5 protein-coding genes are annotated in these 15,274 nt (G+C 72.8%); 1 reads left to right on the top strand and 4 read right to left on the bottom strand.

What is annotated here, in order from left to right:
* Positions 1–37: 37 nt before the first annotated feature.
* Positions 38–706: an isochorismatase family protein gene (locus tag OG247_RS32655; protein ID WP_327255556.1), complete on the bottom strand. Its 669-nt coding sequence runs from the start codon at positions 704–706 to the stop codon at positions 38–40.
* A 251-nt stretch (positions 707–957) separates the two neighbouring features.
* Positions 958–1,170 carry an MbtH family protein gene (locus OG247_RS32650; RefSeq protein ID WP_266886023.1) on the bottom strand — a complete coding sequence of 71 codons (213 nt, stop codon included), beginning with the start codon at positions 1,168–1,170 and terminating at the stop codon, positions 958–960.
* A gap of 193 nt (positions 1,171–1,363) precedes the next feature.
* Here OG247_RS32650 and OG247_RS32645 point away from each other — a divergent pair, with 193 nt between their 5' ends.
* Entirely contained in the window at positions 1,364–2,479 is a 1,116-nt protein-coding gene (locus OG247_RS32645; RefSeq protein WP_327255555.1) for an alpha/beta hydrolase-fold protein, read from the top strand.
* A gap of 109 nt (positions 2,480–2,588) precedes the next feature.
* On the opposite strand, the gene OG247_RS32640 is transcribed toward OG247_RS32645, so the two are convergent.
* Positions 2,589–4,292 carry an ABC transporter ATP-binding protein gene (locus OG247_RS32640; protein WP_327255554.1) on the bottom strand — a complete coding sequence of 568 codons (1,704 nt, stop codon included), beginning with the start codon at positions 4,290–4,292 and terminating at the stop codon, positions 2,589–2,591.
* Positions 4,279–15,255: a non-ribosomal peptide synthetase gene (locus OG247_RS32635; RefSeq protein ID WP_327255553.1), complete on the bottom strand. Its 10,977-nt coding sequence runs from the start codon at positions 15,253–15,255 to the stop codon at positions 4,279–4,281. The genes OG247_RS32640 and OG247_RS32635 overlap by 14 nt, the downstream gene beginning before the upstream one ends.
* Positions 15,256–15,274 lie beyond the last annotated feature (19 nt).

Raw genomic sequence — 15,274 nt, 5'->3', positions numbered from 1 at the left:
GTGATGGTGGCGGGGTGCGGGCGTCGGCGGGACGCCCTCAGGCATCCTTGCGCACGTTTCGGGACCCTCCGCCGAGCAGGAGCTCGCGGAGCAGGGTCTCGGTCGTGCACACCACCGCGCTGCGGGCGGCCCAGCGCAGGGCCATCGCGTGCTCCTCGGCGGAGAGATCGGCGACGGCGTCGGCGACCACGAAGGGCTGGATGTCGTTCATGAAGGCGTCCGCGGCCGTCAGGAGGACGCCGAGGTGGGCGTGGACCCCGCAGACGATCAGCTGGTCACGCCCCTCCGAACGCAGCAGTCTCCCCAAGTGGCTGCGGAGGAAGGCGTTGTGGCGCACGTTGGCCAGGACGCGCTCGCCCGGCCGCGGGGTGAGCGGCGGGATGATCGCGGCGGCGTCGTTCCCGTCATCGATGCCCGGCCCCCAGACGTCCGCGGCGAGGCCGCGCTGGCCCGGCGGCTGGGCGGCCGGCTCGGCGGTGAAGACGACGGGAATCCCCAGTGCCGTGGCGAGGGCCCGAAGAGCCGCAATGTTCTCCACGAGTTCCACGACCGGGGACCTGTCCGTGGGGAGCTCCCCCACGAAGTGGTTCTGCATGTCGTGGATCAGCAGGGCGGCGCGGCCGGGGTCGATGACCCAGGACGCGCAGGAGCGGGGCAGGGCGGCACGGTCGGGCATGGGGTAGGAGCCGATGACCGGCAGGCTCATGACGATCCCCTCCCCTGATGCCGCACGCGGCCCCCGCACAACCTCTGCGCAGTTAGCTTAGCCTAACCTAATTTACCGTGATCCCGCTCGCGCGGCCCACCGACAACCAGCCACACCGCCCGACCCCTTGGACCGAGGGGCTCCGCAGGCACGCCTGCTGCACGGGCGCGTCCGCCCCGGACACAAGGCGGCCCCGGACACAAGGCGGCCCCGGACGCGCCGCGAGCGCGGCACGTCCGGGGCCGGCCCGGTCAGGCTTCGACGGCCGCCGCGAGGGAGCGGGGGCGCAGGTCGGTCCAGCTCGACTCGATGAACTCCAGGCACGCGTCACGGGTGGTCTCGGCGAGCGCGACCGTCCATCCGCCGGGAGCCTCGGCGAAGGAGGGCCAGAGGGAGTGCTGACCCTCGTCGTTCACCAGGACCAGGAAACGGCCGTCGGCATCGTCGAACGGGTTGGTGCTCATACTGGGGTTCCTCCAGGAGCCCGATGGGTCCGGCGGGTGGCGTCGGCGTGCGGCGCGCGGCGCGCGCAGTCCGACAGCGGGCGCCGTGCCCGTGGGAAAGGTCGATCGGGAATGAAGAGAGCCATCCACTTAGGTTAGGCTCGCCTAATTATAGAGCTTAACGTTTCCCCTTCCCCCTCACAAGGAGGCACCGATGCGTGCACTCGAACGGAGCCTGGCCGACGCCGGTTCGGAGAGCCCCTTCGCCGCGTTCGACCTGCCCGGCACGCCCGGCACCGACGCGTTCTGGGCGGCCGCGGCACCCGCGTCCGCGCCTTCCGGCGACGGCGGTTGGGTCACCCTGTTCCTGTGGCGCGGCACCCCGACGGTCATCGACTTCGAGAGCTGGTCGGAGCCGGTCGCGCTGCTCCGGTGGCGCGATACGGACTGCTGGTACGCCGAGGTGCGCATGCCCGCACGGCTCCGGGTGACCTACCGGTTCCTCGCGGATGACGGATCGTCGTACGCCGATCCGCTCAACCCCCTCCGGGCAGGCGGCGACCGGTCCATCGTCGCCACCCCGGACGCTCCGCCCCAGCCGTACTGGCCCGCCGTCGGCGCCGACGACGTACTGCCCCTGCCGCGCACCCGGATCCGCTGGGCGAGCGAACGGCTCGGCGGCAAGCGCACCGTACGCGTCCACCCGGTGGGCGGCGGCGGACCGGTGGTCCTGCTGCTCGACGGGGACGACTGGCTGTACCTCCACCCGGCCATGACGGCCTTCGACGCGGCCTTCGAAGCCGGCGACATGCCCCCGGCCACACTGGTGTTCCTGCCCACCAAGGACCGCCAGGCGGAGTTCGGCTGCCGGCCCGAGCTGTGGGAGGCGGTACGGGACGAACTGCTGCCGCTGGTCGCCGGCAGCGGGGTGCGCGCGGACCCGGACCGGCTGGTGGTCGCCGGCCAGAGCCTCGGCGGTCTGAGCGCGCTGTACGCGGCGACGGAGTTCCCCGAACTGGTGTCCCGGGTCGCCTGCCAGTCGGGGTCGTTCTGGTGGACGCCCGAGGCCCGGGACCTGCCGGACCCCCTGGGCGGTCCGCGCGGCGGCGCCATCGCCGCGCGGCTGCGCGAGCGGCCCGCCCCGTCCGGACTGCGGATCGCCTTCGACCTGGGCGAGCACGAGACGCGCATGCTCCCCCACTGCGAGCTGGTCGAGGCCCTCACGGAACAGGCCGGTGCGACCGTACGGGTCTCCCGGTCGGCATCGGGCCACGACCGGGCGGGCTGGCGGCAGGCCCTGCTCCGGGATGTCGCCTGGGCGCTGGCCTGATCGCACGAGGGGCCTGACGACAAGGGGGCCCGGGTGCCGGCGAATCGCCGCACCCGGGCCCCCTCGTGTTCACCGGTTCACCGGTTCAGGCGCTCACCGGTTCACGAGTTCACCGCGTGACCGCCAGGCAGTACGCCGGATCATTGGCCAGCAAGTGCCGGTGCGTTCCCTCGGCCGTGACGACCCCGTCGTCCAGGACCAGGACCCGGTCGGCGGCGTCGAGCAGGGCCGGGCTGCTGGTGATGACCACGGTGGTACGGCCCCGGCGCAGCTCCGCGATCTTGCGTGCGACGAGCTGCTCGGTGACCGCGTCCACGGCCGTGGTCGGGTCGCGCAGCACGAGCACGTCGGAGTCCGCGGCCAGCGCCCGGGCCAGCGAGAGCCGCTGGCGCTGTCCGCCGGAGAGGTTCGAACCGCGGTCGCGGACCTCGTAGTCGAGTCCCTGCCGGTGCAGGGCGACGACATCGGTCAGCATGGACGCCTCGACGGCCTCGGGCACCGTCCGGCTGGTGCCCGACGGGTCGATGTTCGTACGGAGGGTTCCCGCGAAGATCTCCCCGTCGTACGGGTTCACCAGCATGAGCTCGCGGACCGCCTCGACCGACAGTTCCGCGAGGTCCTGTCCGCCGAGCCGCACCGTTCCGCCGTACGCGGCCGGCGGCACGTTCACGGCCAGGATCGAGGCGAGCTCGGCCGCCGCGCGCGGCTGGTAGACCGCGATCGCCGTGAACTGGCCCGCCGGGACGCGGAACTTCAGGCCCTGGAGGGACTCGTACCGGACGCAGTCGATCTCCAGGTCCCCGCCCGGTGCCGGGCGGGCCGTCCCCGGGGCCGCCACCGGCGGGGCGGACAGCACCAGGGCCATCCGCTCCGCCGAAGCGCGCGCCATCATCACGTACTTGGGCATGTCCGAGAACAGCCTGAGCGGTTCCATGATGAACTGCGCCAGGCCCACGGCCATGACGAGCTCGCCGATGCTGATCTGCCCGTCGAAGGCCAGCCAGCCGGCGGTCAGGGTCACCGCGGCGGCGAGGGTCGAGTTCAAGGCCAGCGCGGTGCCCGTGTAGGCGCCGTTCACCTTGGCGACCGTGATCGCCTGTTCCTTCGCCTCCGTACTGACCTTCCGGTAGGACCGGAAGGCCGCGTGGTTGCCGCCGAAGCCGTGCAGCGGGCGCAGGCCGGTGATCAGGTCGGCGACCTTCGCACCCGCCCGCGCCACCCGGGCCTGCTGCTCCTGGGTGCTGCTGCCGATCCGCTTCGACATCACGCTGAGGGTCGACAGGATCAGAGCCGTTCCGATCATGACCAGCAGGCCGAGGCGCAGGTCCGCCAGGCTCAGCGCGACCGCCGCGACCAGCACCGCGACCGAGGAGCTGATCAGCATCGGCACGACCTCGACGATGTCGGCGGTCTGGTCGGCGTCCTCGGTGGCGATGGTGAGCACCTCGCCGGACTTGAGGTCCACGTCCCGGGCCACCGGCTGGAGGCCGCAGGACGCGACCGCCACCCTCCAGTGGTGGGCCTCGGTCGTGTTGGCCTTCTGCAGGATGCGCATCCCGTACCGCCACGACAGCGACACGGTCGTGATGATCACGGCCAGCGCGCCGATCGAGAGGGCGAGCGCCCCGAGGCTCCGCTCCTTCATCGTGTGGTCGACGATCAGGCCGAGCGCGATCGGGAAGGCCGTCTCGCCCGCCTGGTACAGGCCCATGAGGACGGTGCCCCAGACCATGGCGCCGACGTTGCGCCGTATGGCGGTCCGGAGGATGTCGGATCCCGCGCGGCGGGATCTCTGGACGTCAGGAGTTGTCATCAAGGTGCCGGGCAATCGCTTCGGGGGTTCGCAGGGTGAGCAGGTCTCGGATGGTGATCGTGGGGCCGAATTCACGGCGCAGGAGTCCGACCAGGCGTACGGCCAGCATGGAATGTCCTCCGAGGGAGGCGAAGTCGCTCACGGCGCTCACCTCGTCGTCGTCCAGGTCCAGGGCTTCGGCGAAGAACTCGCAGACCAGGACCTCGGTATCGGTCTCCGGGCCGCGTTCGCCCGAAGTGGTCAGCGCGCCCAGCGGCTTGGGCTCCGGCAGGGCCTTGGTGTCGGCCTTCCCGTTCACCGTGAGCGGGATGGCGTCGACCTGAGCGTAGTGCGTCGGGCGCATGTAGTCGGGCAGTCCGGTGCCCGCCTCGGCGGCGACCGCCGCCAGGTCGGATCCGTCCGCCAGCACGAGGTACGCGGCCAGCCGGTGGGCTCCGTCGACCTGCGGGTCGGGCTGGGCGACCGCGGCGGTGAACCGTACGGCCGGGTGCGCGGTGAACGCCGCCTCCACCTCGCCCAGCTCGACGCGGTGGCCACGGATCTTGACCTGCTGGTCGGTGCGGCCGAGGTACATCAGGTTCCCGTCCGGCCTGCGGACCACCAGGTCGCCGGTACGGTACATGCGCTCTCCGGGCGCACCGAACGGGGAGGCCACGAACCGGTGCGCGGTCTGGGCCGGCTGGCCCAGGTAGCCGCGGGCGATGCCGATGCCGGAGACGTAGAGCTCACCGGGGACCCCGTCCGGCAGCGGCCGCAGCCACGGGTCCAGGACGAACACCTCGGTGTTGTCGATGGCCACGCCCACCACCGGGTCCTGGCACTCGAAGGTGCCGACGCCCAGGGTGTTGATGGTGTATTCGGTGGGCCCGTACAGGTTGTAGCCGACCGTGCCCTCGGTCTCGGCGAGCCGCTGCCACAGGGTCGGGGTGACCGCCTCGCCGCCCAGGAGCACCAGCGCGGGGCGCCGGTCCGGGTTGTCGAGCAGGCCTTCGGCCGCCAGCTGCTGCGCGTAGGTCGGGGTCACGTTGATGACGTCGATCCCGTGCTCACGGCAGTAGTCGACCAGAGCGGGTGCGTCGCGGCGCAGTTCCTCGTCGCAGATGTGCACCTCGTGGCCGTCGGCGAGCCACAGGAGCTCCTCCCACGACATGTCGAAGGCGAAGGACACGGTGTGCGCGATCTTGAAGATCCGGTTGCCGTGCTCCGCCAGCACCGGTTCGAAGATGCGGCGCTGGTGGTTGATGAGCATGTTGGTGAGTCCGGCGTACTCGGTCACGACGCCCTTGGGCTTGCCCGTGGAACCGGAGGTGTAGATCGTGTACGCGGGGTACCGCAGCCGGTTCGGGTCCTGCGGCGCGAACGTCACGAGCGGTTCGGCCTCCGGAAGGGGCCGGTCCAGCTCGATCAGGTCGCCGGGTCCGGTCAGGCCGCCGGTCAGCCGGGGTGCGACGGCGCTGACGGTGAGGATCACCTCGGGCCGGGCGTCCGCGACGATGGTGGCGATCCGCTCGTCCGGGTGGTCCAGCTCCAGCGGTACGTACGCGGCTCCGGTGCGCAGTACGGCGAACAGCGCGACGATCCAGTCCGGCGTGCGCGGGATCGCCAGGCCCACCGTCTTCTCCGGGCCGATGCCGCGCCCGGCGAGCACGCCCGCCAGCAGGCGGCTGCGGTCCCGGAGTTCACCGAAGGTCATGCTCCGGCCGTGTGCGACGAGCGCGACCCGCTCGGGTGCGCGGTCCGCCGCCAGGTCGAAGCGGTCGACCACCGTGTCGGTGCCGATGTCCGTGCGGTCGGCGGGGCCGGGCACCGGTCCGAGGCCGGGCAGCGCGCCCACCGGTCCGGTGGACCGGGCCAGGTCACGGAGCAGGCCGACGTAGTCCTCGAGGAGGCGACGGGCACTGTCGGAGTCGCCGTGGCGGTGCTCCAGCTTGACGGTGAGCCGGTCTCCGGGCGTCACGACCCAGGTGAACGGGTAGTGCGTGGAGTCGTCCGACTTCACCTCGGTGATGCCGTGGCGGGCGTTCATCTCGGCGAGCCCGTCCAGGTCCAGGAAGTTCTGGAGGACGAACAGGTTGTCGAAGAGGGTGTCGTGGCCGCTGGCCCGCTGGATCTCGCCGAGCCCCAGGTGCTCGTGCTCCATCGCCTCGACCCGGGCCGCCTGTACGGAGGCCAGGTACTCCCCCACGGTGTCCTCGGGCCTGGCCCGGGTCCACATGGGCACGGTGTTGAGGAGCACGCCGACGATGTCGGACAGGCCCTCGCCCTCGCGGCCGGAGACGGTCACCCCGAACACGGCGTCGCTGCGCCCGGTGTGGGCGCCGAGGAGCAGGCCGAAGGCGCCGGTGAGGACCGAGTTGAGGGTGACTCCGTGCGCCTTGGCCGTCTCCCGCAGCAGCTGCGACTGCTCGGCGGTGAGGGTGTGGAGCAGCGCGGGCGGCAGGTCGTCGGAGAGGGACGGCGCGGGTCCGGCGAGCAGCGTCGGGCCGGAGAGCCCGGTCAGGTGCTCGGCCCAGAACCGCTCCGAGAGGGCCGGGTCCTTGGCGGCGAGCGCGCGGGCGTGGTCCTCGAAGCCCGGCACGGCCGGGGCCCGGGACGGCTCCTCGCCGGCGAGTACGGCCCGGTAGGCCTCGAACAGGTCCCGCAGCACGATCGCGCGGGACCAGCCGTCCCACAGCAGCAGGTGGTAGCTGAGGAGCAGGCCGTCGCGGCCGTCGGGCAGCCGGATCACGGTCAGCCGGATCAGCGGCGGCTCGGCCGGGTCGAAGCCGGTGTTGCGGTCACGGACGCGCAGGGCTTCGACTTCCTCCTCGGTCGACAGCTCGACCGTGTGGACGCCGACCCGGCGGCCCGCCTTGAGGATCTGGACCGGGTTGCCGTCGTCGTCGGTGGTGAAGCCGGCGCCGACGACCGGGTGCCGGGCCATGACGACGGCCATGGCCTCGGTCAGTGCCTCGGTATCGAGGCGGTGGTCGAGGGCGAAGTAGCTCTGCGCGACGTAGTGTCCGGCGGTGCCGGCCAGCTGGGCCTGGAAGAACAGGCCCCGCTGGAGCGCGGTGACCGGGGCCGTGCGCTCGGCCGTCACGGAGGCCTCCGCGAGGGCTTCCAGGGCGTGCAGCCAGTGCGCGGTGATCTCGTCGGGGATCTCCTCGGCGAGGGTGAAGGCCGCGTGCAGGCTGCCGGTGGCCGCGTCGGTCCAGGCGTTGACCTCCACGGCGTAGGGGCTGCCCTGGTCGCCGCCGGTGATGTGCAGCGCCTGGGACTCGCTGCCCCGGCCGAGGTAGTTGAAGAGCACCTGCGGGCGGGCGGTCAGCAGCGGGGCCGTCTGCGGGTTGAGGTAGCGGAGCCGGCCGTAGGCGAGGTGCCCGGACTCGTCGGGCTGCCGCTCGGCGAGTTCGCGGGCCGCCGCGACGGGGTCGGTGTGCGCGGTGAGCCGGACGGGCGCGATGGCGGTGAACCAGCCGACCGTACGGGTGTAGTCGTGGTGCTCCAGTACGGACACCCGGCCGTGCCGCTCCAGCTCGATCGCGAGATCGGTGGGCGCCGGCTGGATCCGCGTCAGGGCGGTGCGCAGGGCGCCGCACAGCAGCTCGGTGAGGGCGACGCCGAGCGCGGCGGGGGCGGTGCGCGTCACCCGGTCGCTGGCCTCGGGGCCGAGGACCACGGTGGTGTCGCGCAGCGTGCCGGACGCGCCGGACGCGGGGAGCAGCGCGGGCGCCCGGAGGGTTTCGGCCCAGTGCCCCAGGTCGTCGGCGCCGGCGGCGGACCGCAGGGTCAGCGCGTCGGCGTACTCGGCGTAGGAGGTGGTCGCCGGTGCGAGGGTCTCCCCGCGCAGGGCGGCGGCCAGGTCGTCCAGCAGGATCAGCCAGGACACCGAGTCGACCGCGATGTGGTGCACGGTGACCACCAGGGTGCCGGTCGCCGCGAGCCAGGTGAAGGCGGTGACCTCCCCGGTCTCGGGGTCGAGCCGTCCGGCGGCCTCGTTCGCGGCGGCCGTGGCGTCGGCCGTGTCCGCACGGACGACGGTGGCCTCGCGGGCGGGTTCGGTGCGCAGGGTCCACACGCCGTGCTCGGTGTTCAGGCGCATCCGCAGGGCCGGGTGGGCGGCCAGTACGGCGTTCGCCGCGCGCTCGACGTCGGCGAAGGCGGTGCCTTCGGCCACGTCCACGGTTCTGGCCTGGGCGAACCGGGCGAGGGAGCCGCCCAGTTCGCGCTGGCGCAGGATGATCGGCGTGGGCGCCAGCGGGCCGTCCTCGCGGCGCGCGGGGGCCGAGGCGGCGGCCGGGGTCTGCGGCGCGCGCGTGCCCAGGAGCTCCGCGAGGGCGCGCGGCGTCTTCAGGAGGAACACGTCGCGGGGTGCGATCGGCAGGCCGAGCGCCCGGGCGCGGTTGACCACGGTGATGGCGATGATGCTGTCGCCGCCGGCTCCGAAGAAGTCGGTGTCGCCGTCGGCGGCCGGGTGGGACAGGGTGTCGGCGAAGATGCCGACCAGCGAGGCGAGGACGGAGTCCGTGCCGGAGGCGGCGGACCCGGTGACCGGGCCGCCGGTGGCCGGGGTGTCGTCCTGCGCGGCCCGCGCGATGAGGGCCTTGCGGTCCAGCTTGCCGTTGACGGTCAGCGGCAGGGCGTCCACGGGCAGGACCCGGCCCGGCACCATGTGCACGGGCAGCTTCTCGGCGAGGAGGGCGGAGAGCTCTCCGGGCACCCGGCCCACGACGTGCGCGACCAGGTGGTCGCCGCTGTCGGCCACGGTGACGGCCACGTCGACCACCCCGTCGAGGTCCCGCAGCGCGGACTCGACCTCGCCGAGCTCGATGCGGAAGCCCTTGAGCTGCACCTGGTCGTCGGCGCGGCCGGTGAACTCCAGCTCCCCGTCGAGGGTGCGGACGGCCAGGTCGCCCGTGTGGTACATCCGGGAGCCGTCGTTCGCGAACGGGTTCGCGACGAACCGGCCGGCGGTGAGGCCCGGCCGCCCGAGGTAGCCGAGGGAGACCTGGTCGCCGGTCACGTAGATGGCGCCGACCTGCCCCGGCGGCACCGGCCGGAGCCGGTCGTCGAGCAGGTGGGTGACCAGGCCGGGGATGGGTCCGCCGATGGGGCTGACGTCGTCGCCGAAGGCGAAGTCCTCGTCGGTCAGCACCCGGTGGGTCACGTGGACCGTGGTCTCGGTGATCCCGTACATGTTGACGAGCTCGGGCGAGGCGGCGCCGTGCCGCTCGATCCAGCCGCGCAGCCGCCCGAGGTCCAGTGCCTCGCCGCCGAAGATGACGCGGCGCAGGGCGGGGAGCTCTTCGGCGGCGTGCCGGTCGGCCTCGACGAACTGGTAGAAGGCCGAGGGCGTCTGGTTCAGCACGGTCACCCCGCGCTCGCGGACCAGCCGGTGGAAGTCGACCGGGGAGCGGGTCAGCCCGTAGTCGGGCACGAGCAGCTCGCCGCCGTGCGCCAGGGCGCCCCACAGCTCCCAGACCGCGAAGTCGAAGGAGTAGGAGTGGAACTGGACCCAGACGTCGTCGGGGCCGAAGTCCATGTCGGGCTGGGTGTTGGCGAGCAGCGCCACCACGCTGGAGTGCGGGACGACGACGCCCTTGGGCTTGCCGGTGGAGCCGGAGGTGTAGATCACGTAGGCGGGGTCGTGCCAGCTGACCTCGTCCGCCGGGGCCGCTTCCCCGGCAGGGGCCCGCGGCGGAGCCTCGTCGCCTTGTACGAGGACGCGTGCGGCGACTCCCGCACGCTCCAGCAGGGCCGTGAAGCGTTCGCGCTGACCGGGATCCACGAGGACGGCCTGCGGGGCGGCGTCCGCGAGGACGTACTCCAGCCGCTCGTCGGGGTAGGCCATGTCGAGCGGTACGTACGCGCCGCCCGCGCTGACGATCGCGACCAGGGCGACGACCTGCTCGATGGTGCGCGGGACGGCCACGGCGACGCGCCGGCCCGGCCGGACCCCGGCCGCGCGCAGGGCGGCGGCCAGTTCGTTCTTGGCGTCGGCGAGTTCGCCGTAGGTCAGCGAGCGGGTGGTGCCGTCGAGCGCGCACTGGGTGACGGCGGTGGCCGCCGGGTCCCGCTGCGCCGCGGCGTCGAAGAGTGCGCCGAGGGTGGTCGGGGTGATCCGTGCGGGGGTCCTGCCGCCCTCGGGCGCGATCTCGCCGACCGGGGCGTCCGGCCGGGTGAGCAGGCCGGTGAGGGTGTGCGTGAACCGGTTCAGGATGTCCCGGGCGCTGCTCTCGCGGAGCAGTTCGCCGTCGTAGATCAGGTTGAAGCGGGGGCGCCCGTCGAGGGCCCGTTCCACGACCAGGGTCAGCGGGTAGTGCGGGGCTCCCTCGTTGACGAGGCCGGTGACGGCGAGGGTGTCGCCGGTGCGGCGCAGGGCGGCCACGTCGGTGGCCACGTCGAACACCACGAGGGTGTCGAAGAGGGAGCCGACGCCGGCCAGCCGGCCGATCCGTGCCAGCGAGACGTGCTGGTGCGGCAGGACCGCGCCCTGGTGTTCGCGCACCGAGGTGAGCAGTTCGCGCGCCGTGGTGGCGGCGGCCCACCGTGCCCGCAGCGGGACGGTGTTGATGAACAGGCCGACCATGTCCTCGATGCCGGGGACGTCCGCGTCGCGGCCGGAGACGGTGGAGCCGAAGACCACGTCGTCGGAGTGCAGGATCCCGCCCAGGGTCACCGCCCAGGCGCTGTGCACGGCCACGCTCAGCGGTACGCCCGCGGAACGGACGGCGGCGTCGACGTCCAGCGCCGGCTCGACGGAGGTGTCGGCGAACCGGTCGGAGGGGGTGTGCTCCCTGGCCACCAGCGAGGGGCCGGGCAGACCGGCGAGTTCGGCGCCCCACACGCGGTCGCTCTCGTCGGCGTCGCGTTCCGCGAGCCAGCCGACGTAGTCGGGGAATCCGCTCAGCGGGTAGGTGCTCCCCGGCGCGTGGTACTCGGCGAGCAGCGCGCGCAGCATCGGGGGCACCGACCAGCCGTCGGCGATGATGTGGTGGACGGTCTGCACCAGGGCGTTGCGGCCGGATTCCGGGTCGCGGACCAGGGTGAACCGCATCAGCGGGCCGGTGGCCAGGTCGAATCCGGCGCGGCGGTCCCGCTCGGCGTGGTCGTGCAGTTCCTCGTCGGTGATGCCGGGCCGGTCGAGGGTGGTGAAGGGTGCCTCGGCGCCGGTTTCCAGTACGGAGACCACGCGGCCGTCGGCGAGGGCCGTGAACCGCGCGGCCAGGTTCGGGTAGAGGGTGAGCAGCCGGGTGGCCGCGGCCCGGAGGCGGTCGGGGTCGAGTTCGCCCTCCAGCGTCAGCAGCTGCTGTTCGACGTAGCTGCCCGCGGAGTCGTCGTCGAAGACCGAGTGGAAGTACAGGCCTTCCTGCAGCGGGGTCAGCGGCAGGACGGCGCGCAGCGCGGGTCCGTCCAGGGCGTCGACGTCGGCCTGGGTCAGCCGCACCAGCGGGAAGTCGCTGGGCGAGTGACCGCCGTCTTCGAGCGCGGCCAGGGCGGTGAGGGCCGCCTGGAAGTATCCGCCGATCGCCTCGATGTCCTCGTCGGTGAACATCCCGTCGGGCCAGGAGAGGGTGGTGACGAGTTCGTACTCGCCGGTGGCGGAGGGTTCGGCGATCGCGTTGAACTCCAGGGCGCGCGGCAGGCGCATCCTCGGGTCGCGCTTCTCGCCGAGCTGCCCGGTGGTGCCGGAGAGCTGCCAGTCCCCCGCCGCGCCCGCGTCGAAGCGGCCGAGGTAGTTGAAGAGGACCTGGGGCGCCGGCGCGGTGAAGGCGGCGTCGGCCAGGTAGCGCAGGGCGCCGTAGGAGACGCCGTTGCTCGGTACGCGGGCAAGGTCTTCCTTGACCGCCTTGAGTGCGGCGGCGAGGTACCGGGGGTCGGTGAAGTCGCCGGTCGTGCCGGGGTCCACGGTCACCGGGAACAGCGTCGTGAACCAGCCGACGGTCCGCGACAGTTCGGGCTCGATGCCGGCGGCGCCCGCCACGTGGCGTCCCTCGCGGCCGTGGCCCTCCAGCTCGATGTGCGCGAAGGTCTGCTCCTGGCCGCGGCCGCGCCGCCAGCGGGCGAGGGTGACGGCGAGCGCCGTCAGCAGGACGTCGTTGACGCCCGCGTGGAACCTAGCGGGGATCTCGCCCAGCAGTGCGGCCGTGGCCTCGGAGCCCACGGTGAAGACCCGGCTGCGCTCCCGCTCGACCGTGTCGGCCTCGGAGGGGGCGCGCCTGCCGAGCGGCGCGTCGGGGCCCGGCAGGGGGCGCTCGAAGTGGGCGCGGTCCGCGTCGAATTCGGCGCTGCCCAGGAGCTGGGTCCAGCGGCGGAACGAGGTGCCCACCGCGGGGAGTTCGATCTGCTCACCGGCGGTGAACTGGCGCCATGCCGTGGCCAGGTCCTCCATCAGGACCCGCCAGGACACGCCGTCGACGACCACGTGGTGGGCGACGAGGACCAGTTGGCGGGCTTCGCGGCGCCAGACGGCCCGCAGCATCACGCCGTTGTCCGGGTCCAGTCCCGCGGTGGCGAGGGCCACGCACGCGTCGAGCGGCCCGTCGCTCTGCTGCCAGTCGGCGGTGGCCCCGTCGGCCTCCGGGATGTCGAAGCTCCAGCGGTCCCCGCGGACGAGCCGGGCGCGCAGCATGTCGTGGCGGGTGACGACGGAGTCGAGGATCGGCCCGAGGGCGTCGGCGGTGAGGTCCGCCGGGGTGTTCAGTACGACCGCCTGCACGAAGCCGTCGATGGTGTCGGTGGTCCGGCCGAGCCACTGGACGATGGGCGATCCCGGTACGGGACCGGTCGCCACGTCGGCGTGGTCGACCCGGGCCGCGTCCTCGCGGCCGGCCACGGCCGCCAGGGCGCCCAGGACGCTGTTGGCGAAGATCTGGCCCGCGGTGACGTAGAGGCCCGCCGCGCGCAGTGCGCTCAGCAGCGAGATGGCGAGGATGCTGTCTCCGCCGAGCTGGAAGAAGTCCTGGTCGACACCGACTTCCTCCAGCCGCAGCACGGAGGCGACGGCCGCGCACACGGCGCGCTCCTCGTCCGTGGAGGGCCGGACGAACGTCCCGGTCACGACCTCGGGTTCGGGCAGCGCCCGGCGGTCGAGCTTGCCGTTCGCGGTGAGCGGGAACTCGGTCATGACGACGATGTGGGCGGGCACCATGTACTCGACCATGTGCTCGGTGGCCCAGGCCTTGACCTCGTCGGCCCTCAGCTGTTCGCCGCCGGCGGCGGGGATCACGTACCCCACGAGGTAGGTGCCGCCCGCGCTGTTCTTCTTCGCGATGACGCAGGTGTGCCGTACCGCGGGGTGCTCCGCGAGGCCGACCTCCACGTCCTCCAGCTCGAGGCGCATGCCGCGGATCTTGATCTGGTTGTCGGCTCGGCCGAGGAAGTCCAGCGAACCGTCGGGGGCGAACCGGGCGAGGTCACCGGTGCGGTAGAGGCGGGAGCCGTCGGCGGCGAAGGGGTTCGCCACGAACCGGGACGCGGTCAGTCCGGGTGCGTTCACGTACCCGCGGCCCAGGAGGAAGCCGCCGACGTAGAGCTCGCCGCCGACGCCGACGGGGACGGGGCGCAGTTCGTCGTCGAGGACGTACAGCTGGGTATTGGGGTTGGCCTTGCCGATCGAGGTCGACAGGCGTTCCGCCTCGCCGCGGTAGATGACGTGGGAGACGCCGATGGTCGTCTCGGCCGGTCCGTAGCCGTGGTACATGGGGATGTCGAGCCGGGTGCGGAACCGCTCGTAGAGCTCGGGGGTGAGCACCTCGCCGCCGCACCACACGTGGCGCATGCTGTCGAGGCGGTCGGAGTCGCCGGCGATCTCCAGCAGGACGTCCAGCATGGAGGAGACGAGGTAGGTGAAGGTGACGCGGTGCTCGGCGATCACGGCGAGCAGGTGGTGCGGGTCGCGTTCGCCGCCGGGCCGCAGGACCACGAGCCGGCCTCCGCAGACCAGCGGGAGGAAGATCTCGTTGATGGATATGTCGAAGGACAGCGGCGCCTTGAACAGCGAGGCGTCGTCGTGGCCGAAGCCCAGGATCTCGTCGACCTGCCACAGCAGGCGCTCGCTGATCGCCTCGTGCCGGATCATCGCGCCCTTGGGGCGGCCGGTGGAACCGGACGTGAAGATCACGTAGGCGAGGGAGTTGCCGTGCGCGGTGATTCCGGTGCCCTCGGTGGGCTGGTCGGCGTAGCGCCAGTCGTCGAGGTCGACGACCACGGCGGCCGGTTCCGCGGGGTCGTGCTCGCCGGAGCCGCTCAGCTGCAGCACGACCCGCGCGTCGTCGATGACGACGGCGCGGCGCGCGGCGGGCCACTGCGGGTCGAGCGGGACGAACGCGCAGCCGGCCTGGAGCACGCCGAGCAGGCCGATGACCATGTCGGCGGAGCGTCCGAGCGAGATGCCCACGACCTGCTCGGAGCCGAGTCCGCGGCCGATCAGGTGGTGGGCCAGCTGCGCGGACAGCTCCGCCGCCTGGCGGTAGGTCAGCGAGCGGTGTTCGTCGATGATGGCGACCGCGTCCGGCCGGAGCCTGGCCTGCTCGCGGAACATCTCCACGATGGTCGGCCGGACCCGGTCCGCCGCGTTGTCGTTCCACTCGGCGAGGGAGGTGAGGCGCTCCGCCACGCCGGACGGGCTGATGGTGCCGAGGGGCCGGTCGGGGAAGTCCGCCAGGTCGTCCAGCGCGAGCTGGGCGTCGGACTGCGGGACGCTCCCGGGGACCGCGATGGCCCAGCCGTCCGGGACGGCTTCGCCGGTCTCCCAGCCACTGGGCGCGCTGCCGCCGTTGTCGACCCATCCGAGGACGTCCGCGAAGAGCGTGCCGGGGACGAGGTCGATTCCGTCGGGGCTCTCGCCCGTCGCCCAGTACGACAGTCCGATGGCACAGGCCTCGGCGATGGTCCGGTCGGAGTATCCGCCGGTACGCCGGCGCACGTCTGCCAGGCGCGTAGGAGAGATCAGCACGAGACGAGCGCTCGGTTCCATCATTGAAGACTCAACACCCTTC

It is taken from the genome of Streptomyces sp. NBC_01244, assembly GCF_035987325.1.
Taxonomy (GTDB): Bacteria; Actinomycetota; Actinomycetes; order Streptomycetales; family Streptomycetaceae; genus Streptomyces.
The sequence above is the reverse complement of the archived record's forward strand: the minus strand, read 5'-3'. Positions and strand labels throughout refer to the sequence as shown.

Excerpts from the sequence above, each read along its gene's own strand:
- OG247_RS32635 (WP_327255553.1), bottom strand. The coding sequence starts at position 15,255 with ATGATGGAACCGAGCGCTCGTCTCGTGCTGATCTCTCCTACGCGCCTG.
- OG247_RS32650 (WP_266886023.1), bottom strand. The coding sequence starts at position 1,170 with ATGAGCACCAACCCGTTCGACGATGCCGACGGCCGTTTCCTGGTCCTG.
- OG247_RS32655 (WP_327255556.1), bottom strand. The coding sequence starts at position 706 with ATGAGCCTGCCGGTCATCGGCTCCTACCCCATGCCCGACCGTGCCGCC.
- OG247_RS32645 (WP_327255555.1), top strand. The coding sequence starts at position 1,364 with ATGCGTGCACTCGAACGGAGCCTGGCCGACGCCGGTTCGGAGAGCCCC.
- OG247_RS32640 (WP_327255554.1), bottom strand. The coding sequence starts at position 4,292 with ATGACAACTCCTGACGTCCAGAGATCCCGCCGCGCGGGATCCGACATC.